This is a genomic window from Amphritea pacifica (assembly GCF_016924145.1).
Classification (GTDB): domain Bacteria; phylum Pseudomonadota; class Gammaproteobacteria; order Pseudomonadales; family Balneatricaceae; genus Amphritea; species Amphritea pacifica.
This window is the reverse complement of sequence record NZ_JAFFZO010000023.1, coordinates 1-23,225: the sequence shown is the minus strand read 5'-3', so window position 1 is coordinate 23,225 and position 23,225 is coordinate 1. Positions and strand designations below refer to the sequence as shown.

Annotated in this window: 21 protein-coding genes; 11 read left to right on the top strand and 10 right to left on the bottom strand. The window is 51.6% G+C overall.

Translation table 11 applies throughout. The annotated features are described in order from the left end of the window. Window positions 1-48: 48 nt before the first annotated feature. Genes JW499_RS13955 through JW499_RS13940 form a run of 4 tightly spaced genes read right to left on the bottom strand, consistent with a single transcriptional unit; the run spans window position 49 to window position 3,252 of the window. Window positions 49-735, bottom strand: coding sequence for a Maf family protein (locus JW499_RS13955; RefSeq protein WP_205211185.1), 687 nt, complete (start codon window positions 733-735; stop codon window positions 49-51). A 16-nt stretch (window positions 736-751) separates the two neighbouring features. Further along, the gene (gene mreD / locus JW499_RS13950; protein WP_091357713.1) at window positions 752-1,240 is read right to left on the bottom strand and encodes a rod shape-determining protein MreD; all 489 of its coding nucleotides are present in this window, start codon (window positions 1,238-1,240) and stop codon (window positions 752-754) included. Continuing rightward, window positions 1,233-2,189 carry a rod shape-determining protein MreC gene (gene mreC, locus JW499_RS13945; RefSeq protein WP_269814574.1) on the bottom strand — a complete coding sequence of 319 codons (957 nt, stop codon included), beginning with the start codon at window positions 2,187-2,189 and terminating at the stop codon, window positions 1,233-1,235. Before mreC ends, mreD begins: the two co-directional genes overlap by 8 nt. 19 nt (window positions 2,190-2,208) lie before the next feature. Continuing rightward, window positions 2,209-3,252, bottom strand: a complete 1,044-nt coding sequence (locus tag JW499_RS13940; protein ID WP_091357716.1) for a rod shape-determining protein — start codon at window positions 3,250-3,252, stop codon at window positions 2,209-2,211. Window positions 3,253-3,408: 156 nt separating this feature from the next. On the opposite strand from JW499_RS13940, the gene gatC reads away from it, so the two are divergent. The 3 genes from gatC to gatB all read left to right on the top strand — a co-directional run bounded on the left by gatC (window position 3,409) and on the right by gatB (window position 6,724). Further along, on the top strand, window positions 3,409-3,696 hold the full coding sequence (gatC, locus tag JW499_RS13935) for an Asp-tRNA(Asn)/Glu-tRNA(Gln) amidotransferase subunit GatC (RefSeq protein WP_205211184.1): 288 nt from the start codon (window positions 3,409-3,411) through the stop codon (window positions 3,694-3,696). A 38-nt stretch (window positions 3,697-3,734) separates the two neighbouring features. Then, on the top strand, window positions 3,735-5,183 hold the full coding sequence (gatA, locus tag JW499_RS13930; protein WP_205211183.1) for an Asp-tRNA(Asn)/Glu-tRNA(Gln) amidotransferase subunit GatA: 1,449 nt from the start codon (window positions 3,735-3,737) through the stop codon (window positions 5,181-5,183). Between the two features lie 83 nt (window positions 5,184-5,266). Next, on the top strand, window positions 5,267-6,724 hold the full coding sequence (gene gatB / locus JW499_RS13925) for an Asp-tRNA(Asn)/Glu-tRNA(Gln) amidotransferase subunit GatB (protein ID WP_205211182.1): 1,458 nt from the start codon (window positions 5,267-5,269) through the stop codon (window positions 6,722-6,724). Between the two features lie 161 nt (window positions 6,725-6,885). Here the strand turns inward: gatB and JW499_RS13920 are convergent, their stop codons facing one another. Continuing rightward, the gene (locus JW499_RS13920) at window positions 6,886-7,530 is read right to left on the bottom strand and encodes a TorF family putative porin (RefSeq protein ID WP_205211181.1); all 645 of its coding nucleotides are present in this window, start codon (window positions 7,528-7,530) and stop codon (window positions 6,886-6,888) included. Between the two features lie 316 nt (window positions 7,531-7,846). On the opposite strand from JW499_RS13920, the gene msrA reads away from it, so the two are divergent. Then, window positions 7,847-8,317: a peptide-methionine (S)-S-oxide reductase MsrA gene (msrA, locus tag JW499_RS13915; RefSeq protein ID WP_205211180.1), complete on the top strand. Its 471-nt coding sequence runs from the start codon at window positions 7,847-7,849 to the stop codon at window positions 8,315-8,317. A 36-nt stretch (window positions 8,318-8,353) separates the two neighbouring features. Here the strand turns inward: msrA and JW499_RS13910 are convergent, their stop codons facing one another. Beyond that, on the bottom strand, window positions 8,354-10,381 hold the full coding sequence (locus JW499_RS13910; RefSeq protein WP_205211179.1) for an NADPH-dependent 2,4-dienoyl-CoA reductase: 2,028 nt from the start codon (window positions 10,379-10,381) through the stop codon (window positions 8,354-8,356). Between the two features lie 132 nt (window positions 10,382-10,513). Here JW499_RS13910 and JW499_RS13905 point away from each other — a divergent pair, with 132 nt between their 5' ends. Together JW499_RS13905 and JW499_RS13900 are read left to right on the top strand one after the other, a co-directional pair. Then, window positions 10,514-11,137 carry a TetR/AcrR family transcriptional regulator gene (locus JW499_RS13905; RefSeq protein WP_205211178.1) on the top strand — a complete coding sequence of 208 codons (624 nt, stop codon included), beginning with the start codon at window positions 10,514-10,516 and terminating at the stop codon, window positions 11,135-11,137. Between the two features lie 121 nt (window positions 11,138-11,258). Beyond that, a complete protein-coding gene (locus JW499_RS13900) occupies window positions 11,259-13,004 on the top strand; it encodes a SulP family inorganic anion transporter (RefSeq protein WP_232846412.1) in 1,746 nt (581 codons plus the stop codon). On the opposite strand, the gene JW499_RS13895 is transcribed toward JW499_RS13900, so the two are convergent. Continuing rightward, a complete protein-coding gene (locus JW499_RS13895; RefSeq protein WP_205211177.1) occupies window positions 12,985-13,968 on the bottom strand; it encodes a LysR family transcriptional regulator in 984 nt (327 codons plus the stop codon). The genes JW499_RS13900 and JW499_RS13895 overlap by 20 nt on opposite strands. A gap of 116 nt (window positions 13,969-14,084) precedes the next feature. Between JW499_RS13895 and JW499_RS13890 the strand changes: the two genes are divergently transcribed. Next, a complete protein-coding gene (locus JW499_RS13890) occupies window positions 14,085-14,855 on the top strand; it encodes a class II aldolase/adducin family protein (protein WP_205211176.1) in 771 nt (256 codons plus the stop codon). 22 nt (window positions 14,856-14,877) lie between these two features. Continuing rightward, complete coding sequence (locus JW499_RS13885) at window positions 14,878-15,855, top strand: 2-dehydropantoate 2-reductase (RefSeq protein WP_205211175.1); 978 nt, start codon at window positions 14,878-14,880, stop codon at window positions 15,853-15,855. Window positions 15,856-15,946: 91 nt separating this feature from the next. Here the strand turns inward: JW499_RS13885 and JW499_RS13880 are convergent, their stop codons facing one another. After that, window positions 15,947-16,960 carry a TRAP transporter substrate-binding protein gene (locus JW499_RS13880; protein WP_205211174.1) on the bottom strand — a complete coding sequence of 338 codons (1,014 nt, stop codon included), beginning with the start codon at window positions 16,958-16,960 and terminating at the stop codon, window positions 15,947-15,949. Window positions 16,961-17,249: 289 nt separating this feature from the next. Between JW499_RS13880 and JW499_RS13875 the strand changes: the two genes are divergently transcribed. Continuing rightward, the gene (locus JW499_RS13875; RefSeq protein ID WP_205211173.1) at window positions 17,250-17,711 is read left to right on the top strand and encodes a DUF3237 domain-containing protein; all 462 of its coding nucleotides are present in this window, start codon (window positions 17,250-17,252) and stop codon (window positions 17,709-17,711) included. A 93-nt stretch (window positions 17,712-17,804) separates the two neighbouring features. On the opposite strand, the gene JW499_RS22850 is transcribed toward JW499_RS13875, so the two are convergent. Together JW499_RS22850 and hpaD are read right to left on the bottom strand one after the other, a co-directional pair. Continuing rightward, a complete protein-coding gene (locus tag JW499_RS22850) occupies window positions 17,805-19,574 on the bottom strand; it encodes a substrate-binding domain-containing protein (protein ID WP_205211172.1) in 1,770 nt (589 codons plus the stop codon). 175 nt (window positions 19,575-19,749) lie between these two features. Continuing rightward, on the bottom strand, window positions 19,750-20,676 hold the full coding sequence (gene hpaD, locus JW499_RS13865) for a 3,4-dihydroxyphenylacetate 2,3-dioxygenase (RefSeq protein WP_205211171.1): 927 nt from the start codon (window positions 20,674-20,676) through the stop codon (window positions 19,750-19,752). A gap of 255 nt (window positions 20,677-20,931) precedes the next feature. Between hpaD and JW499_RS13860 the strand changes: the two genes are divergently transcribed. Both JW499_RS13860 and JW499_RS13855 read left to right on the top strand, forming a co-directional pair. Then, the gene (locus tag JW499_RS13860) at window positions 20,932-22,122 is read left to right on the top strand and encodes a magnesium transporter (protein ID WP_205211170.1); all 1,191 of its coding nucleotides are present in this window, start codon (window positions 20,932-20,934) and stop codon (window positions 22,120-22,122) included. A 70-nt stretch (window positions 22,123-22,192) separates the two neighbouring features. Then, window positions 22,193-22,978, top strand: coding sequence for a PhzF family phenazine biosynthesis protein (locus JW499_RS13855; protein WP_205211169.1), 786 nt, complete (start codon window positions 22,193-22,195; stop codon window positions 22,976-22,978). Window positions 22,979-23,225: the final 247 nt, after the last annotated feature.

Below are 23,225 nucleotides of genomic sequence, written 5' to 3'. Positions count from 1 at the left end.
GAGGTAGCAGACAGTATTCATGTGATCAGAGCCGACAGAGGCTGATCTCTATTGCCATACCGGGATACCAAATTTTTCCAGCAACGCCGCCGTTTCCGCCAGTGGCAAGCCTACCACGGCCGAGTAACTGCCATTAATACTAGCAACAAAAACCGCGCCTAACCCCTGAATACCATATGCCCCGGCCTTGTCACAGGGTTCGCCGGTATCCCAGTAACGTTCGCACTGAGCCCGACTCAATGTTCGGAACTCTACCTCTGTAGTGACTACCTGAGAGAGAATTCGTTCCCGGTTTGTTACTGCTACCGCCGTCATAACCCGATGCCGGGAACCTGACAGTTGCTGCAACATAACCAACGCATCTTCCCGGTTAACAGGCTTACCCAGGATCATACCATCACTGACGACTACCGTGTCGGCCCCCAGCACTATCGCTCCCTCTGCGGCATCGGCCAACCCTGCGCAGGCTTTCTCCCGGGCAAGCCGGGCAACAAACTGCTGCGGCTGCTCACCTGGTCCGACAACCTCGGGGATATCAACCGGCCTGACACTACAACTCACACCAATTTGCTGCAGCAACTCTGCCCGCCGCGGTGAAGCAGACGCAAGCACCAACTGAGGGGGACGATTAGCCAAGGCTCCATTTAAAACGCCACCACATTCGGGAGCGCTACTGTCAGCAGCCGTTTTTTTAATCTCAGTAATCTTAGTATCCGGGTAATCAGAATCAGTCATAACAAGTATCGCCAGCTCAGGAAACCCTGAAAGTCCGGCGCAACCCTCTCAGAACAACAAACAGCCAGGGCCACAAAACAGCACTCATCAGGGCTGGTAGCAGAAAGATTAGGCTGTCGCTTCGGGTTCCCATAAAGCTGTGAACCCAGTTAAAGATCAGCTGATTGATGCCCACCAGCACCATCACCATCACCGCCTGCTGCACCAGAGGGAACATCCGCAACCGTTTGTATAATAGCAATGTCAGGTAAGCGATAATCAGCAGTGACAGCATATTCAACCCCATCGGGCTGCCCTTGATCAGATCAAGTCCCAGCCCCACCAGGGCGGCGGTCCCCAGTCCCACCCGTTCCGGCAGCGCCATCACCCAGTAGATGAGAATCATCGCTACCCATTCAGGCCGGAACCACTCGGCAAATTGCGGCAGGGGCATCTGGCTGAGCATATAGCCCACCAGAAAGGTGGCCAGGATAATCGATCCGCCACCGCCTCCCTGATTATTCACCCTCACTCTCCTGCACGTCGATACCGGCCTGCTGAGGCTTTAGTTTCTCAGTGTGTAACGGTTTATTTTCGGGAGGCAGCTCCGGCGCTTGCGGCATATCTACCAGCAAGATATGGCGACTTTTATTCAGCATGGCGGCGGGTTCCGCTTTGACCAACGCAAACGGCTCGCCAGGGTCTCGCTGCACGCTGACCACTTTAGCTACCGGATAGCCCCGCGGGAAACGTCCACCCAGCCCGGAAGACACCAGCAGGTCGCCTTCACGAATATCGGCGGTATCCGGTACATGCACCAGCTCAAGCTGATTGACAGAACCATTTCCCAGCGCAATGGAGCGAAAGCCGTTACGATTAACCTCAACCGGAATCGCATGGCGCGAGTCGGTGATCAACATCGCCCGGCTGGTATAGTGACTCACTTCAACTACCTGGCCCATAATACCGCCGGAATCCAGCACCGCCTGACCAACATAGGCATGATCTTCTGAGCCCCGGTTAAGGATAATCTGATGTTGAAATGGATCCGGATTGACACCAATCAGTTCAGTGAGGAAGACGTCCTGTTCGAGTCGCTGACGACCATTGAGCAACTCACGCAGGCGAACATTTTCTGCGGTGAGCGCCGACACCTGCTGCACCCGCTGCTTTAACAGCAGGGCCTCCTGGCGCAAACGACGGTTTTCATCGGCCAGTTGGCTACGGGTCACCAGAACATCACTGAGGTCATCAGCCACCTGCGCAGGCGTATCAACAATCCATTGCAGCGGCGTGATCAACAGCGACAGGTAGGAACGTGTCTGATGCATACTGGCCCATTTCAGGTCCAGCACAATCAGCACCAGCGATAGCAGTAACAGAACGACAAAACGGGCCCGTAAGGACCCGTTGCTAAATATACTAGCGATGGAGCACCTCCTGCTGGAACGGCTCCATCTGAGCGGGTAAATCAACCATTCAGATCATTCAGACTTATTCAAAGGTAAGCAACTCAAAGGCATGCTTATCCAGCAATTCCAGAGCACGACCACCACCGCGGGCAACACAGGTCAGTGGATCATCAGCAACGATCACCGGCAAACCGGTCTCCTCGCTGATCAGCTTATCCAGGTTACGTAATAATGCACCGCCACCGGTCAGCACAATACCCCGTTCGGCAATATCAGATGCCAGCTCTGGAGGACATTGCTCCAGCGCGCTTTTAACCGACTGCACAATCGCCGAGAGAGGCTCTTGCAGCGCTTCCATAATCTCATTACTGTTGAGCGTAAAGCTGCGGGGAATACCCTCGGCCAGGTTACGCCCGCGCACATCGATTTCCAGGGTTTCAGAGGTCGGATAAGCTGTACCGATCTCCTGTTTAATCCGCTCCGCAGTGGCATCACCGATCAGGCTGCCGTAGTTACGGCGGATATAGGTCACAATCCCCTCATCAAACCGGTCACCGCCGACCCGTACCGATTCCGCATAGACGATACCATTGAGGGAGATGATAGCGATCTCAGTGGTACCACCACCGATATCCACCACCATTGAACCATTCGCCTCATCCACCGGTAGTCCGGCGCCAATAGCGGCCGCCATCGGCTCTTCAATCAGATAGACTTCGCGGGCACCGGCGCCCATGGCTGACTCTTTAATGGCCCGGCGCTCAACCTGCGTAGACTGACAGGGAACGCACACCAGAACCCTGGGGCTGGGAGTCAGGAAACTGTTACCATGCACTTTACTGATAAAATGCTGCAGCATCTTTTCAGTGACATGGAAATCTGCGATAACGCCATCTTTCATGGGCCGGATTGCGGTAATATTACCCGGAGTACGACCTAACATCCGCTTGGCATCGGTACCGACTGCGGCTACGGTTTTCTGTGCCCCATTGCTGCTTTGACGAATTGCAACAACTGAGGGTTCATTCAGTACAATGTCTTTATCGCGAACATAAATAAGGGTATTGGCAGTGCCCAAATCAATAGAAAGGTCACTGGAAAAAAGCCCTCGAATCTTCTTAAACATCGGTTGTCCGCCTTAGATTGTGCGACTGCACATTCACTTGATCAAAAAAACAGGCCCACTGTAGCAATGGCGGGGATTTTGGGCAAGCTGCAAATGTGTTAACGTAGCGCTTTATTTAGTTATCAGACCAAATTCCATAGCAATGAGAATCCAATAATGTCTTTAGACCGCTCAGACGTCGAAAAGATCGCTCATCTGGCAAGATTGAATATCGCCGGGCAAGATATTCAGGAATATGCTGAAAATCTCAGCAGTATTCTTGACCTGGTCGACCAGATGCAGGCCATCAACACCGATGATATCGCCCCGATGGCACACCCGATGGACGCCATTCAGCGTTTACGTATTGATGAGGTGACCGAGGGGAATCAGCGCGATCACCTTCAAACCGTCGCCCCTGCTGTTGAAGCAGGACTGTTCCAGGTCCCTAAAGTGATCGAATAATTTCGGACCAGACACCCGTTTAAGGATTTACACACGTTATGTTAGACAAGACACTCGCCGAACTGGCGCAGGGGTTAGCCGCTGGTGAATTCAGCAGCACTGAGCTGACCCAGAGCTACCTGGACCGGATCAAGGCTGAAGATGGCGCTTTGAACAGTTTCATCACCGTGACGGAAGAACAGGCACTGAGCCAGGCCCAGGCGGCTGATCAGCGCCGCGCCGCTGGTGACGCAGGCCCCTTTACCGGTCTGCCAATCGCCCACAAAGATATTTTCTGCACCGAAGGGGTTCGCACCAGCTGCGGATCTCGGATGCTGGATAACTTTATCTCGCCGTACAACGCCACGGTGATTGAAAACTTCAACCGTGCCGGCGCAGTGAGTCTGGGCAAGACCAATATGGATGAGTTTGCCATGGGCTCATCCAATGAATCCAGCTTCTATGGACCGGCCCGCAATCCCTGGAACACCGAGTGTGTACCGGGTGGTTCATCGGGCGGCTCAGCTGCGGCCATCGCGGGCGGTCTGGTACCGGGTGCCACTGGTACAGATACCGGCGGATCGATTCGCCAGCCTGCGGCATTGTGCGGCATCACCGGGCTGAAACCCACCTATGGCCGGGTCTCCCGTTACGGCATGATCGCTTACGCCTCATCACTGGACCAGGGCGGCCCGATGGCCCGCACCGCGGAAGACACCGCGATCATGCTGAATGTGATGGCCGGATTCGACCCCAAAGACTCCACCAGTATAGATAAAGCGGTACCGGATTATACGCTGACACTGAATGACTCACTCAAAGGGCTGAAAATTGGTCTGCCTAAAGAGTACTTCTCCGATGAGATCGATCCGCAGATTACGGCTCAGGTTCAGGCCGCGATCAAAGAGTTCGAAGCCCTGGGGGCAACGGTCAAAGAGGTCAGCCTGCCGAACAGTCATCTGGCTATTCCCGCGTACTATATCATCGCTCCGGCAGAAGCCTCCTCCAACCTGTCGCGGTTTGATGGAGTCCGTTACGGCTACCGTTGCAACGATCCGGTTGATCTGGAAGATATGTATAAACGCAGTCGCGGTGAAGGGTTTGGTGAAGAGGTTAAACGCCGCATCATGGTCGGCACCTATGCCCTGTCCGAGGGATTCTATGATGCCTACTATAAAAAGGCGTTGCAGATCCGCCGCCTGATCCAGCAGGATTTCGTTAACGTGCTAACGGAAGTCGATATCATCATGGGGCCCACCACGCCACATCCGGCTTTCAAACTGGGGGAAAAAACCTCAGACCCGGTGGCGATGTACATGGAAGATATTTTCACCATCTCCCTGAACCTGGCGGGTATGCCGGGCATGTCGATCCCCTGCGGCTTTGCCAACGGACTTCCCGTCGGCCTGCAACTGATCGGCAACTATTTTGCTGAACAACGTCTGCTGAATGCTGCCCATCAGTTCCAGCAAGCGACCGAATGGCACCGTCAGACTCCAGCCCGCTGAACAGCGGACAGAGGCGAAACAGAATATAACGTAGCAGCGCCAGGGCAATCACCTTAAAGCAGCTGCACTAAGAGGTTTACAAAATGGAATGGGAAGCAGTCATCGGGCTTGAGATTCACGCCCAACTGGCGACTAAGTCCAAAATATTTTCCGGCGCCAGCACCGCGTTTGGCGCTGAACCCAACACACAAGCCTGTGCCGTCGATCTGGCACTGCCAGGCACATTGCCGGTATTTAACGCTGAAGCGTTGCGGATGGCGGTTTTGTTTGGCCTGGCTATCGATGCAGAGATCGGTTACACCTCGGTGTTTGACCGGAAAAACTATTTCTATCCGGATCTGCCCAAAGGCTATCAGACCAGTCAGTTGTTCCACCCGATTGTTGGCACCGGTCATGTGGATATTGAACTGGAAGACGGCACCACCAAGCGTGTCGGCGTTACCCGTGCCCACCTGGAAGAGGATGCCGGTAAATCGCTGCACGAAGAGTTTCCCAGCATGACCGGTATCGACCTGAACCGGGCGGGTACCCCCTTGCTGGAGATTGTCTCCGAGCCGGATATGCGCAGCGCTGAAGAGGCGGTGGCGTACGTTAAAAAGATCCATTCAATCGTTACCAACCTGGGGATCTGTGACGGCAACATGTCGCAAGGCTCTTTCCGGTGCGACTGTAACGTCTCGGTACGTTACAAGGGCGAGGAAAAGTTCGGCAACCGCACCGAAACCAAAAACATCAACTCCTTCCGCTTTATTGAGAAAGCGATCAAGGGCGAGATCGAACGACAGATTGATCTGCTGGAGGATGGCGGAACCATCACTCAGGAAACCCGCCTCTATGATGCCAATAAAGATGAAACCCGTTCGATGCGTAGCAAAGAGGAAGCAAACGATTACCGCTACTTCCCCTGCCCTGATCTGTTGCCGATCGTCATCGATGACGAGTATGTGGAAAAACTGCGCAGCACCCTGCCGGAGCTGCCGGATGCCCGTAAGGCCCGCTTTATCGAGCAATATCAGTTGAGTGAATACGATGCGATGGTGCTGTCAGCCTACCGGGATCTGAGCCACTATTTTGAAACCACCGCCAACATTGCGGCTGATGCCAAACTGGCCGCTAACTGGGTGATGGGCGAGCTGTCAAAGCATCTCAACCAGAATGATACCGAGATCACAGCGTCTCCGGTCAGCGCAGAAATGCTAGGGGGTTTGCTGCTTCGGATTAAAGACAACACCATTACAGGCAAAATAGCCAAGCAGGTGTTTGAAGCGATGTGGGCTGGCGAAGGCAGCGCAGATGAAGTGATCGAAGCAAAAGGCCTGAAACAGGTGACCGACACGGGAGCCATCGAAGCGATGGTGGATGAGGTGATCGCGGCGAATAAGCCTCAGGTTGATCAGTACGTCAGTGCAGAGCCCGATAAGCGAGGCAAGATGATCGGCTTCTTTATGGGCAAGGTGATGCAGGCGTCTCAGGGCAAAGCTAACCCGGGGCAGGTGCAGGGACTGTTGAAACAGAAGCTGGATGCTTTAGCCAACAGCTGATCCTCAATAGCACTCTTGAAAGCCGGTCAGCGCTCACAGTGCTGACCGGCTTTTTCATGAAAACAGTACAGAAAAAATACCCCGACATCGCTGCCGGGGTGAACCAGTTTACGTTAAATACGAAGAAGGAGTGTAAAGCCCTTCCTTTTAAACCAAACTATTTAAAACAGATCAAAGCTCTTGCTGATAGTAAAAGTCAGCTTGTCGGTATCACTGACCCAGGCATTGGCAGAGTTGTCGTCATCCGGGAAGATTGCCGCAACTGACATATCCAGCCCTTCATAGGTCATACCATAGCCTGCTTCAAAATAGGAGCCATCGACATCATCACCGTAAACACCGTACGTCAGGTAAGCACCCTCATACTCACCGGTGATGCTGGCAAAGGTGTAATCCACATCAGGAGCACCGGGCTCATCCAGCGTACCAATATTGTATGACACGGAGATCGGCCCATAACCCGCACTCAGATTGTATTCAAAGTAGTCGCCATCATATTTGTCGTACAGATAGGCAATAACGCCAACACCATAACTAAAATCTTTATAGGAGCCGTTATAACCACCATACAGATCATATTCCAGATCACTTGGCAGCGATGCCAGCCAGGTGCCCGCATAGAAACCCATATCGCTTTCGTAATCCAGTCCTCCCATCATACTGGCATTACCCCCATCACCGGACTGATCCAGACCGCGGAACCAATAATCACTCATGGCACCGACGTTTGCCGAAACTCCGGCAAAACTGGCAGCAGACGCGGACAGCAGAGCAGAAGCGATAAGCGTTTTAGTAAACTTGTTCATTGACGTTCCCCTTACAGATAGTCTTTTTGCAGAGCAAAAGAGTTATTAACTGAACAAAGCACAGTAAGCAGCACGCCAATAGCGTGCTAATCAATTATTTTTCATAGGGTTACATAAGATCAGCCTGAATCAGCCGCAGAGCAAGAGAACCATAACAACGCATTAAATGCTGCGACGCACCATTTTTTAACATAAGCGTCATCAGAGTGTCATTTTCATTATTTTTGAAATAAAAATGATCCCAAAAGGTCAAAATCCGTCTAACATCTATCTATAGGTGAAGATCAATCGTTCAGAAATAAACAGGAGCAGTAGCATGCCAACCGCAACATTTGCAGCAGGATGCTTTTGGGGAGTTGAATCACGCTTTGCCAGCACCCCCGGGGTGACGTCAACCGCAGTAGGTTACATGGGCGGTCATACAGAGAACCCGACCTACCGGGACGTTTGCAACAAAACAACCGGCCACGCCGAAGTGGTACAGCTGGAGTTTGACGATCAGAAGGTAAGCTATGACACCCTGCTGGACATTTTCTGGCAGATGCACGACCCAACCACTCTCAATCGTCAGGGGCCGGATATCGGAGATCAGTACCGCTCAGCCATTTTCTATCATAATGATCATCAGCGCATTATGGCGGAACAAAGTAAAGTAGTGCTGGATAAAAGTGGCATTTTTGGTAATCCGATCGTGACCGAAATCACCCCCGCAGCACAGTTCTGGCGGGCAGAGGAGTACCACCAGCAGTACCATGCCAAAAACGGCCACGGCGGCTGTTCTATCTGAGATAAAACCGGGCGTTCCCGGTTTTATCGATGGAGCTCAGATCGTTGACGCTAACCGGGTGCCCTGATCTATCGCCCGCTTAGCATCCAGCTCGGTGGCCAGATCCGCTCCACCGATCAGGTGATAAGGTTTATCCAGCCCCTGAGCCAGCTCTCGCAGAGATTCCTGGCCGGCACAGAGAACCACATTATCTACTGCCAGCAGTCGCTCTACACCGTTCACTTTAAGGTACAAACCCGCCTCGTCGATACGCTGATACTCACAACCGCCGATCATCTCCACCTGCCGCTTTTGCAGACCCAGACGGTGTGCCCACCCGGTCGTTTTACCCAGTCCACTGCCCACTTTGGAGGTTTTACGCTGTAACAGAAAGATCTGGCGCGCAGCAGGTTCCGGGGCCGCTTCAATACCCTCTACTCCACCCCGGGCCTGCAGGCTCATATCCACCCCCCATTCACGCATAAAGGCGGGAATATCCTGGCTGGTTGATACTCCCTGATGGGTCAGATATTCACTGATATCAAAGCCGATCCCTCCGGCACCGATCACCGCTACACGGGCACCAACCCTTGCTCCCCGGATAACATCCAGATAGCTCAACACCTTTGGGTGATTCCTGCCTTCAATATCAGGAACGCGGGGGATAATACCCGTCGCAATAATCACCTCATCAAAATCGCTCTGTTGCAGCTCATCTACCGTTACCCGGTGCTCCAGCTTGAGGCGGACTCCGTCCAGCTCGATCCGGCGTCTGAAATAGCGCAAAGTCTCATTAAACTCCTCCTTACCCGGAATCTGCTTAGCGATATTAAACTGCCCGCCAATTTCTGATGCCGCCTCAAACAGGGTGACCTCATGCCCCCGTTGTGCAGCGGTTGTGGCAAACGCAAGCCCGGCAGGTCCGGCACCGATGACCGCCAGCTTTTTAGTCTTATCCGCAGCCGTTATAATCAGTTCAGTTTCATGACAGGCACGGGGGTTTACCAGACAGCTGGTCAGCTTGCCGGCAAAAATATGGTCCAGGCAGGCCTGATTACAACCGATACAGGTATTGATCTCATCACTGCGTCCCTCTTCCGCTTTACGGATAAACTCAGGATCGGCCAGAAACGGACGAGCCATCGAAACCATATCCGCATCTCCCCGGGCCAGTACCTGTTCAGCCACCTCAGGCATATTGATCCGGTTTGAGGTGATCACCGGCAGCGACAAGGCCTTACGAACTTTAGCCGTGGCCCAGGTAAACGCAGCCCGGGGCACTTTTGTGGCGATAGTTGGAATCCGCGCTTCATGCCAGCCGATTCCGGTATTAATGATCGTTGCTCCGGCCTGCTCTATCGCTTTCCCCAGGGTGACAATCTCATCATAACTACTGCCCCCCTCCACCAGATCAAGCATCGACAGCCGGAAAATTATAATAAAATCGGTTCCCACCCTCTGCCGGATACGCTGCACCACCTCAACCGCAAAGCGGATCCGGTTGTCATAATCACCACCCCACTCATCATCCCGGTGATTGGTACGGCGGGCGATAAACTGATTAATAAAATAACCCTCAGACCCCATCACCTCGACGCCATCATAACCGGCCTGCTGCGCCAGCCCGGCACAACGAGCAAAATCCTGTATCTGTTGCTCAATTTCGTCAGTGGTCACTTCATGGGGTGGAAAGGGGTTAATCGGTGCCTGCAACGCTGACGGGGCAATCAGTTTCGGGTTGTAGGCGTAGCGCCCGGTATGCAAGATCTGCATGCAGATCTTGCCGCCTTCCGCATGCACTCTGTCGGTGACAATCCGGTGGTTATCTACATCTTTCTGAGTCACCATCATCGCCCCGCCAGCAACCACCCCACCTTCAGGGTTAGGCGCAATGCCGCCGGTGACAATCAATCCAACGCCGCCTTTTACCCGCTCGGCATAAAAGGCCGCCATCCGTTCAAAACCATTCGGAGCTTCTTCAAGGCCAAGGTGCATCGACCCCATCAACACCCGGTTTTTCAGCGTGGTGAATCCCAGATCAAGCGGCGCTAACAGATGGGGATAATCGGTTGAAGGGATTGTCATGCAAGATTCCTCTCTATTTATTCTGTTTCATCGTTTCAGCATTCCTGCAGAAGTAACAGAAAAACCAAACTGGACAGCGTCAAGATAGAGCGATATTTTGACACTGTCAAGATTGATTGATAAATTAACCTGATGAAACAGACCGCTCCCCTCCAGCACAACTACCATCATGGCGACCTCTATCAATCACTGCTGCTTACAGCAACAGAGATGATCGCAGAGGGCGGTACCGAAAGCCTTTCGATGCGCAAGCTTGCGGATCGCGTGGGGGTATCCCGTACCGCTCCCTACCACCACTTTAAAGATAAGAACACCCTGTTGTGTGCCATTGCTGAGCAGGGATTTGAGCGGGTGGAAACACTGCTGCAGGAAGTGAGGACCAGTGCATCACCCGAGCCACTGGCAACGACGTTTACCCAGTATGTACATACCTATATCGCCCTCGCCTATCAACACCGGGAGCAATATGACCTGATGTTTGGCCGTGAGATCTGGCGTAACGGAACCCCGACTAACTCACTGCTGGAGCGCTCCCGACAACACTTCAAAAGCTGGCTCAGCTGGATTGAACAACTGTGTCAGCAGAATGTTATTCAGACAGGTGATTCAGTGCTGCGCACAGCACAGGTATACTGGGCTACGCTACATGGGCTGTGCCGTCTGTTGAATGACGGCATCTACACAGAACAGAGTCAGTTGGAAGAGATGGCCAATACGGCAGTGAATATGATGTTAAAGCATCAGACCACCGCTTAACGGCCTGGAGAAGACCAGTCTGACAGAGCGGGAAAGTGTCTTTATCTCACTCTTCCTGGTTGTCAGTTGAAACGATTCTGGCTGATGTGGTTAAACGCTGTTCCGACACCTGCAGGTAACGATGAGTAATATGCGCTCGATTGCACGATGGCTGCCTTTCATAACCTGGGGACGCACCATCAATAGCCAGACATTAAGGGGCGATCTGTTCGCCGGATTAACCGGTGCGGTACTGGTGCTGCCCCAGGGTGTTGCCTACGCTCTGATTGCCGGGATGCCGCCTGAATATGGGTTATACACGGCGATCATTACAGCCATGGTGGCTGCACTGTTTGGTTCATCAAGCCACCTGATAACGGGCCCGGCTGCACCGATGTCAATCGTCGTTATGAGTGTAGCATCCGGGATCACCGACCCAGGCAACAGCGACTTATATATCAATACAGTCCTGACGATTACCCTGTTATCCGGACTGATTCAGCTGGCACTCGGGATATTACGGCTGGGTTCAGTGGTCAATTTCATCTCCCACACGGTGATTCTTGGCTTTACCTCCGGTGCAGCGATACTGATCGCAACCAGCCAGTTGAAACATCTTACCGACCTGCCGGTTGCCGCTGGTCTCTCCTTCCCAGAGGAGATCCGTACGATCACTCTGCATTTGTCTCAGGCAAATACCTACGCATTGATAATCGGTATTGCCACGTTGATCTCAGCACTGGTGATTAAAAAGCTGCTGCCGCGCTGGCCCAATCTTCTGATCGCTATGCTATTGGGTAGTGGCTTGTGTTGGTTAATTGATGGTCAGGGGCATGGCGTCAATATGATAGGGGCACTTTCCGGCTCTCTGCCCGCTTTCGCGCTACCTGATGTTTCCCTCTATGAGTTCAGCCAACTGGCATCGGGCGCACTGGCAATAGCGATGCTCGGCCTGTTGGAAGCGGTCTCGATAGCGCGGGCGATCGCACTGCGCTCTAATCAAAGAATCGATGGCAATCAGGAGTTTATCGGCCAGGGGCTGGCAAATGTGGTCGGTGGGCTGTTTTCCTGTTTCGCCGGGTCCGGGTCGTTCACCCGCTCGGGGGCAAACTTCGATGCCGGGGCTAAAACACCACTGGCAGCCATATTTACAGCGCTCATGATTACTCTGGTACTGGTCTCTTTGCCCGACCTGACCGGTTACCTGCCGCTTCCAGCGATGGCAGGGGCGATTATTCTTATCGCCTGGAATCTTATCGATATTAAGAACATCATCCCTATTTTTCGGTTCAGCAGTGAAACCGCCATTTTCATCGTCACCTTGCTGGCAACACTGTTTATTGAACTGGAGTTTGCCATCTACCTGGGTGTATTAATCTCTCTGGTTGCCTATCTGAAAAGAACGTCCCGACCCTCTATCATCAATGTCGCGCCGACTCAGAACGAACCGAAAAGGATTATCCGCAACATACAGCGATATAATCTTCAGGAGTGTCCGCAGATAAAGATTCTCAGAATCGACGGCTCACTCTTTTTTGGCGCGATTGATCATATCCAGAGTGTGCTGCAACAAAGCACTGCCGCCGGAGGGCCCACACTCAAATACATCATTATCAATGCGAAAGGGATCAATTTCATCGATCTGGCAGGAATAGAGTTTCTCGCACAAGAGTCATCAAGGCTGGAAAAGCGGGGAATCCAGTTAGTGATCTGCTCACTGAAAGGAACCATCATTGATGAGATAAGGGCAAAGGGTTTTCTTGATAAACTGGGGTCACAGCGCATATTCGACACCGCACATCAGGCCATCAGTTACTGCGTGCCCCGACTGGACCAACAGGTCTGTAAAGAGTGTAGTAAAAAAATATTTACGGAATGCCCGAGGTAACCCCCTGGCCTTGGTTTCCTGTCTGCAGCTCACCGCGCCAGTGACCAGCACGATGCTCCTGCCGGACAACTTCATGAATCAGAGGAATAACTGCACGTATCAGCGAACTGCGAGGGCGGTTTGCCGCCGTAGAAATATACACATCCCGTTCCATAGAGGGTTCGATAACTTCAAGTGCATGGATCTGCCCTATCGCCTCCAGATGATAAAAAGAGGAGGAGGGACTGAGAAGCATGCCATAACCATCCGAAACGTACCGCAGGGTTGTCATCAACTGACCGAAAGCAGGTTTCTGTCGCACCTTAACACTTGTCTGCTGTTCGTACTGACGTAACAGATATCCCAGCGAGTCCTGCCGTCCGGTGACAATTACCTCATGCTCAGCCAGCTCTGCAAAGGCAATCTGAGACCGATTGCGAAGCGCCTCATGTGAGCTGTTTCGCGGATTGGCGCCCATCGCCAGATAGAGTTTCTCCCGCAACAGTATCTCCCGGGTCAACTGTTTCATATCACTGCCGTCCGGTGATGAGATGGCCAGGTCAATCTCACCGCTGAGCAACTGTGACGACAGGTTGTAAGACAATCCAGCAAACAGATCCAGTTCTATTTTAGGATAGCGTTGTTCCACCAGTGTCAGCAGCGGCACGGACACCACATTGCCGATCGGCTGAGTCATGCCCAGTGCCAGCCGACCAGCGGGCTCCTCTTCGGTTTGCCGGATATCCAGCTTTGCCTGATCGACCTGGCGTAAAATTGATTCAGCATGAACCCGGAACAGCTGTCCAGTTTCAGTCAACCGGACGCCCCGATAGTCACGATCAAACAAAGAGGTGCCCAGCTCATGCTCAAGGTTTTCCAGCTGCAGACTGATACTCGGCTGGGCAATATCCAGCTCACGCGCTGCAGCCGCAATGCTGCTCAGTTCAGCGGTTTTAAGGAAATAGACCAGTTGCTTTGTATTCATAGTGAAACCATATAAGAAAAATATAGAGCTGAATAATATTTATTATGCTTTTTATTGTGGCTATTTTCATTAATATATTAATCAAATGCATCACAAAATAAATATGAGGAAACAGTATGCCTTTGTCCAATCGTTACTATGAACGCCCTTCCAGATTTAGCGAAGCCGAGTGGAATGCCCGGGTCGACCTGGCTGCGATGTACCGCATTTTTGCCTATCTGAAATGGGATGAGTCGATCTACAACCATATCTCTTTGCGTGTACCTGGTGAGGAAGGGCACTTCCTGATCAACCCATTTGGCCTGCACTATAGTGAAGTGACCGCTTCAAACCTGGTTAAAGTCGATGTTGACGGCACTATCATCGGTCACTCTGACTGGCCGATCAACCCTGCCGGTTTCACTTTCCACAGCCAGATCCATGACAAAGTACCTGATGGCCATTGCGTGATGCACGTTCACACCACCCCGACCCTGGCAGTTTGCTGCCTGGAAGAAGGGCTTTCCTACAGCAACTTTTATGCGGCTCAACTTCACGATAAAGTGGCCTACCACGAATTCGAAGGGATTACTGTACACCTGGACGAGGGAGCACGTATCCTTGAAAGCGCGGGTGACAAGCCAATTCTGATGTTACGTAACCACGGTCCTGTCGTGATCGGCGGTAGCCTGGCACAGGCATTTGCCCTGATGTGGCTGGTAAGTCGTGCCTGTGAAGTACAATGTGCTTCAATGGCGATGGGTAAAGTACGTGAGATTCCTGAAGAGATCGTGAAGAAGTGCACCAGAGACTCACTAAACTTTGATCCTAAGTTTGGTGCGGGCGAAGATGTATTTGCAGCGATGAAACGAATCGTAGAAAAGCAGGACTCATCTTTCAAACGTTAAGCTGATTTGCAGGACTCCTGATATGAATGTATGTGTATTCGGTGCAGGTGCCATCGGCGGACTGATTGCAGCGCGGCTTAGCGCTACGGGGATAGCAGTTTCAGTGATTGCCCGGGGCGACACTCTGCAATCATTGCAGCAGCACGGAATCGGGCTGACAGAAGATGATCAAGCCCGTTTTTATCCGGTGACAGCGATATCCGCACCGGATAATCTCGGCGTTCAGGATCTGATCGTTATCGCCGTTAAACAACCCTCGATGAATCCAGTCATCAAACAGCTAAAACCTCTGATCGGAGAACACACCCGTGTTCTTCTGGCGATGAATGGGGTTCCCTGGTGGTTCTTTGATGGTCTGCCGGGAGCTCCTGCTGACCACCTGCTCAACACCATCGACCCACTCGGAGACCTGAGGAAGTTCATCCCCAGCCATCAGGTTATCGGTTGTGTTGTGCATCTGGCTGCAACCGCACTGTCTCCGGGTGTGATCCAGCTGAACATGGGCAATAACCTGATTATTGGTGAACCCTATGGAGCGCCGTCAGAGCCCACATTACGACTGGGTAAACTCCTTGAGAAAGCAAGATTCAATGTCAAAATATCGCCCAGGATTCAGCAGGATATCTGGTACAAGCTACTGGGAAATATGACTATTAATCCGGTCTCAGCCCTGACCCGTGCGACAGCAGATCGCATCCTTGATGACCCACTGGTCAATCAACTTTGTTGCAAAGCAATGCGCGAAGCGCTGGAGATCGGCAAACTAATTGGCTGCGTAGTGGAGCAAACACCGGAAGAGAGAAACGTAACCACCCGCAAGCTCGGAGCGTTCAAAACCTCAATGCTACAGGATATTGAAGCGGGCCGGCCTCTGGAATATGAGGCCCTTATTGGTGTGGTCTATGAGATAGCCGAAAAGCTCGGCAAAGAGGTGCCCTATATCGCTGCACTTTACGGTTTAATCCGGCAACTGGACAACAGTCAGCGACATACTGATTAGTGCCAAAAAAGGGTCTGTCAGACAGCTTCAGATCGAAACAGACTGGCAGACCCTCATATCAACGCTGTTTAAAAACGCCTTTTATATGACGTTACTTAACCAGTGAACGGAACATCTCCAGTGCAGCAGCACCATCAACGTTTTTCGCCTTTGCCGTTTCAATCCAGTGAGCCGCCATATCGGCGGTTTTTGCTTTCAGTTCCACCACCATAGGGTCGTTCTCACTGAGACGGTTGATTACAATACCGTTCTCTTTGGCTGCAGCATAACCGTTGGCATCGGCTTCACCCCAGGTTTTACCCGCTAAACGGGACAGTTTCTCACCGGAAACGCTCATCAGCGCCTGCTGATCCTTTTCACTCAGCGCAGCAAATGAATCCGGATTAATAAAGAAACTAAAGGTCGTGGTATACATCCCATCCGGGAAGACGGTCAGATATTTGGACACTTCTGCCAGTCGCAGGTATTTAAGATCCAGTGCTGGCAGAAACACCCCTTCAACCACGCCCTGCTGCATCATCTCATAGATTTTTGGTGCAGGTGCCGCCACCTCGGTGACCTCCAGACGCTTAGCCACTTCACTGGCAACGCCACCACCGATACGGATCTTCTTATCTTTCAGGTCCGCCAGTGAGTTAACCGGGAAAGTGGTGTGCAGCTGTCCAGGGCCATGTACAAACAGCCCCAACAGCTTCAGACCATCATACTCATTTGCCTGATTAAAATACTTTTCCTGCACTTTCCACAGCGCGACCGAGGCTTTTTCTGCATCAGAACTTTCGCCCGGAAGCTCAGCGATGCTACCCAGAGAAAAACGACCCGGCACATAGCCGTTAACCGTAAAACTGGCGTCGATAACCTGATCCTCCACCAGGTCAAACATCGACTTGGGATGCCCCAGACCATACTCAAGCTCAACTTTAACCCGGCCTTCGGTGGCCTCTTCAACCCACTTAGCCCAGGTCGGCCAGACAATAGCATTCTGCGGTGCCGTGGGTGGTAGCCAGGTTCCCACCTTAAGCGTCGTAACAGCGGCGGCACTGAGTGACACAAACATTCCGGCACATACACTTGCAGAGGCTAAGAATTTTGTTATTTTTTTCATCTCTTTTTTCCTGATTAGTTGCTCGTTGAACAAAAAATTCTGGTTCAGATGTCAGCGGAGTAGATTCCTGCCCGTGATGCCCTCCCACCATCACGCATACTGATAAAACAATTCATTGTTGACATACCAAACAAAATATTAATTAATATATTAATAAAAAAAGCGATGTATGAGAATATCGAGGAATGTACTTCCCCTCAATATTTTTCCGATAAGCTGAGGGGTTATCCGCTGTCATTAATCACAGTAAAGCTTAAACACAACCGATCTCCAAAAAGGCGAGAAAACAATGAACACCGCACCACAGCTCAGATACTTTGCAGAACTCAAAGTAAAAGTTGATCCTCCGCAGGAGATTGGACATGCACAACATGGACAACGAAGGGTCATTCCTATTATTGGCGGCACTGTACAAGGTGATGGCTGGAGGGGAAAAGTTTTACCCGGCGGCGCTGATTATCAGCTAATTCTGACACCACGTATGGCGGACCTGGATGCTCACTATGTATTAGAGATGGCGAGTGGTGAACTGATCTATGTCCACAACCGGGCCATTCGGGTCGCAGAACCGGAAATCACTGAACGCCTGATCAAAGGTGAGCCCGTCGATCCTGCCGAGATATATTTCCGCTGCTGTCCAACATTTGAAACAGATGCGCCATCCATGAGGTGGATCACTGAACGTCTGTTTATCGGTACCGGAATACGCAGACCGGATCTGGTAGAGATGAACTTCTACGAAGTGCTGTAGAAAAACGAACTCATCAGAATTGTATAAACACCTGAAAGATATTGCCGCCCACAGAACCTCTTGTCAGCCGGGCAGCACCTGAATCAGATGAACCTAATACCCGGCGACAGCATCCGGACTGCGCACCCAGATCTCTACCCGGCGGTTACGCTGACGCCCGGCACGGGTTATGTTCGACGCAATGGGTACCGCTTCCCCCATCCCCTCAACAAACTGTACATTGATACCCCGCGCCAGCAGCGCCTGTTCCACCGCCTGCGCCCGCTGTTGAGAGATCTGCCGATTGGCGGCGGGCTCTCCGATACTGTCTGAGAAACCCACCAGAATAGCGGATTGTCCCGGATGGTCTTCAAAATATTTCACCACCCGGTCAAGGTCCCGCTGGGCTTTGTTATCGAGCATGATAGTGCCACTGTGAAAGCGGAAATTAAGGGAGAGTCGCTCCGCATTCTGAGTCAGCTGTCTGTATTCTGCAGGAAGCTGATTGCTCAGTACTGGTCGGGTTTTATAGACATTTTGCGAGATAAACCCAGCCTCTTTTACCACATCCTGCCCCTTCTCCGACAACACAAAGCGGATAAACTGATCGACCACAGAGCCTGTCGCCACGGTTGCAGGTTCATACATATACAGTCGACGCACCAGTGGATAATCTTCGGTGGAGATGGTGAAAGAGGTTGGATAGATCGGTTGAGCATTAGCCTCATCGGAGATCGCCAGCGCTTTTGCCCGCAGAATATAAGGAAGCCCGATAAAGCCGATCGCGCCGGGTTCTTTACTCACCTGATCTGACAGTTCGATACTGGACTCAATGCGTTCGGCATTGGGTGATAGTTTTTTATCATGCTTTTTCAGTACCATCGATTTGAAGGAATCCCAGGTTCCGGAGTTTGCATCCCGGGCATATACTCTGACCGGCAGGTCCGGCCCACCGAACGCGGACCAATTATCAACCGTGCCGGAAAACAGCATCGCCAGTTGCGCGGTACTCAGATGGCTGACCGGGTTGGCCGGGTTGACGATCACCGCCAGTCCATCCATTCCGATAATATGCTCGGTGCCTTTAGATTTCAGATCGCCATAGCGCCCTGACAACAGCTCATTTTCAACCTCTTTAATCCGTCGGGAAGCCATAGCCAGATCGGCAACGCCCTGATCAAGCGATCTGAACCCGGTACTGGAACCGTGCGCCTGCATCTCGATGCGCGAGATAAAGTTATCCCCCGGCATATGGAACAGGAGATTATTCTCTACATCTATCGCGGTTGTTCGCAGCTGGATATCCTCTGCCCCCTGGTCGGTCAAAAACGCTTTCAGCAGCTCCGGTGCCAGGGTCTCGCCGATGGTATTTGAGCCATGTAAGCGAAACAGCATCTGCTCTTTGAATATTGTTTTTTCAGCAGCCAGACGACCGTCCACCTGGTTTGACGCCATCCCCTGAGGCTCTGCTGCACCACGCTCTGATAGCTGAAAATATTGCCAACCAGATACCAGCGCAACCAGCAGAATCAGCGCCATCAGTCCCGTAACAATTCGGCTATGCCCTTTCGCTTCAGACGTTACATTAACCTCTGCTGGCGATTCCGGCCCAGCGTTTGCTGCCACAAACTTATCCGGGTCATCCACCGCGGCTTGTTGCAGATCGATCTCTTTGGTCAGATCCAGCGCTTCATCTGTCAGCAGATCCTTATAAATGGCCCGGATTCCGGCACTGAACTGAAACTGACTACTATCTGCATTTAACAGAATGGTACGGCGATATTCGCTATCCTCGGTAAATTTATGCAGATCAATTGGCTTATGCCCCTCTTTCTCAAGGGCACGCTTCAGCTTCCAAATCAGGTCAAACAGGGTAGTTTTCACGATACAACTCCGGCGGTGACACAGCAACAAGACCGGGCATTCTACTCAGAATAGATTTCGTAAATATTACAAAGAGTTAAACACGAGGGGGGATTAGGCGACTATGTTAACCGTAGAGGGGCTGAGCAGAGGATGTGGGAGGCCAGAGACCTCCCTTCGGACAAAACTTATTCACTTACAAACGGCTGGAACCCGATGCAAAACTTTCGGTGACCGATGCCTGTGGGCCCGGAACTGCGGCACCTGTCTGCGCCGTGACAGGAAAGACACAATTAATCTGCCCGGTTCCTGAACTACCGAAGTAAGGTGTCAACACCTCAGCCTGACCTTCATAGTCACTCCACCCCAGCGCACCCAGCATCATCGCTGTATCGTGCATAAAGCCTTCGCCGTGACCTTTGGCTGCATATTCAGGTAGCATCTCACAGAAGGTTTTCCAGTCTCCCCGTTTCCACATCTCAACCACTTCATGATCAAGGGTCTCCAGGAACGGGCTCCAGATTTTATTGGCAAACTCAGGTGCCTGACCATTCTGCGCAAATCGGTGTGACAGCGAGCCGCTGGCAAAAAATGCCACCGTACCATCGTAATGTTTTTCAATTGCCTCACGCATCGCCCAGCCCAGACGGGCTGAATCATTCAGATAGTGAACGGTGCATAAAGCAGAAACAGAGATAACCTTGAAGTGGCGGTCTTCATTCATATAACGCATCGGCACGATAGTGCCGTACTCCGGCCCCAGCGAGGTCTTATCATGGGCCAGTGTTTCGACTCCTTGCTGACAACACTCATCAGCAAGAATTTTTCCCAGCTCAGGGTTGCCGTCATATTCAAACTCCATATTGGAGATGAAGTGAGGCAGCTCACCACTGGTGTAGTTCCCTTTAAAATGAGGCGCACAGTTAATATGATAATTCGCATTGACTAACCAGTGGGTATCAAACACCACGATAGTATCAACACCCAGCTCCCGGCAGCGCTTGCCAATCTCAATATGTCCGTCAATTGCCGCCTGACGGGACCCTTTTTGTGGCCCATCCAGTTCAGACAGATACATGCTGGGAACATGCGTAATTTTCGCAACAAGAGCCAGTTTACCCATTTTCAGTTTCCTCTTAACTTTTTATCTACAGACCGCAGCTAATCAGGGGGACGGCGATCAGTTCAATCGCTCTATTTTGTTAACATATTAACTAAATTGCAACTATTATATCCCACAATATTCTCCATGGGCATTAAAGACATTGAATTTAAAAGGATTTATAAAAGACCTTCTTATAGCGCATGTCACATATCTGGGCTATTGTTTAGCTGCGCAGATATAAACTGCTGACGATCTGCAATGAGAGTTTCTGATATGAATATAGACAACAGAGCGACTGACGCCAGCGCAATCACCCTGGCTGATATGGACCCGGCCATCGCCGCATCTCTGCTGGCACAGACAACACCCGACAATATTGAACGTGCGCTTAGCGAGCTTCCAGTGGATGTTGCACTTAAGATAGCGTCGCACCTGGCATCAGAAGCGGATTACGATGATGAAAAGGGTGATATCCCTCATCCACTTGAGGGTCTCAGCGGTACGGTGGAGCGGTTAATGACTGAGGCTTTTGGCATCTTATCACCACAGGATACCGTAGCCAGCGCCCTGGATCATATTGTCAGAACCGATCCCTCAATCACCATCACCTATATCTACGTTACCGATGAAGACGAGAAGCTACTGGGGGTTGTGGCGATGCGCGATCTGCTGCTCGCAAGTCCCGGGCAGACCCTTGAACAGATAATGACGCAAGATCCGTTTGCCTTCACACCCGATGTTGAGATGCCTGAAGCGGTCAACGCGGCCCTGTTACAACGTCATCGCCTCTATCCGGTAACCGATGAAGAGGGCACGCTACTGGGACTGGTCTATGGCTGGCGGTTGTTTGAATATGTCGCCACCGAGATCAGTGCTCAGGCTGGATCGATGGTGGGTGTGGATAAAGAGGAGCGCATCACAACCCCCATACTTGAATCGTTTCGCATGCGCCATCCCTGGTTGCAGATCAACCTGCTTACCGCGTTTGCCGCAGCCTTTGTCGTCGGGATGTTTGAAGACACCATCGCCCGTATTGTCGTGCTTGCCGTTTTTCTGCCGGTGCTTGCAGGACAAAGTGGTAATACCGGCTGTCAGGCGCTGGCAATCACGCTGAGGAGTATGACGCTGGGAGAGCTGGCCAACATATCCGTCTCCAGAGTGCTTCGAAAGGAGATTATTCTTGGCGCCATGAACGGCTTCTTTGTTGGTTTAGTCGCTGCACTGGCGATGTGGATCTACGCGGGTATCAGTGGCACAGAAAATTCTGCGATACTTGCACTGGTGGTGTTAGTCGCCATGGTGGGGGCCTGCATCGGCAGCGGAATTTTTGGGGTACTGGTCCCCGTGACCCTGAAACGCTTTGGCGCCGACCCGGCAATGGCCAGCAGTATCTTCCTCACCACCTTTACCGATATCCTGGGGATGGGCCTGATGCTATTCCTCGCCACCAGCCTGCTGATGTAATCAGTAAGTTGAGCTTTGCAAAAGGGTTAAGGCCACCTTCCATCCATCTCTCCCCCTTAAGGAGTCACTAGTGAAGTTAACTATTTTCCAGGTTGATGCCTTTACAGACAGGCTATTTGGAGGCAATCCAGCCGCCGTTTGTCCACTGAAAGAGTGGCTCAGTGACGCGCTGATGCAACAGATAGCGATGGAAAATTCTGTGGCTGAAACTGCTTTTTTTGTTCCGAATAAAGAAGGTTTTGAGATCCGCTGGTTCACGCCCGAAATTGAAATGGATCTGTGCGGCCATGCCACTCTGGCAGCAGCACATGTGATAACAAAGCACTTAGGCTATAGCAAATCAGATCTGGTTTTCCAGTCAGAAAGCGGCAAACTCCCGGTCAAAATTAATAACGATTTGATTACGTTGATTTTTCCATCCCGAAAACCATTAACCGATAACGCCCCTCAGGCGATATTGGATGCCTTGCATATTCCCCCCATCGAAGTACTTAAAGCCCGTGACTATCTCCTTGTCTTTGATAGCGAAGCGGATATTCGCAGCTTACAGCCAAACAGGAGTATTCTTGACCAGATTAATCTGGATCCGGGAGGAATTATCGTTACTGCCAAAGGCGATAGTGTGGATTTTGTTTCTCGTTTCTTTACCCCTCAGGCGAGTATCCTGGAAGATCCGGTTACAGGTTCCGCCCACTGCTCTCTTATCCCCTACTGGGCCGAGAAGCTATCCCGTAACCAGATGACTGCGTTGCAGTTATCATCCAGAGAGGGGACGTTATTCTGCAAAAACGCAGCCGATAAAGTCCACATATCAGGTAAAGCGGTAACCTATATGGAAGGCATAATAACGATTTAGTAACCCAGTAGATCGTCAGCCGAACTGAAACCATAGAAACGCGATTGCATGGCCATCAGATCATATAGGCGGCCAGTCAGTTTCCCCCTCACTATTAAGAGCAAAGGCCTTGCGCTACTTGCTTATGTGGACTCCCCTCTGTCAACAATGAAACGATTTTGACTTAGAATAAATGCACGCTTATGTTCGAGCTCTGATTGAGTCGCTAACTCTGGCTCACTGATATTTGCGCGAACTACCGGATCAT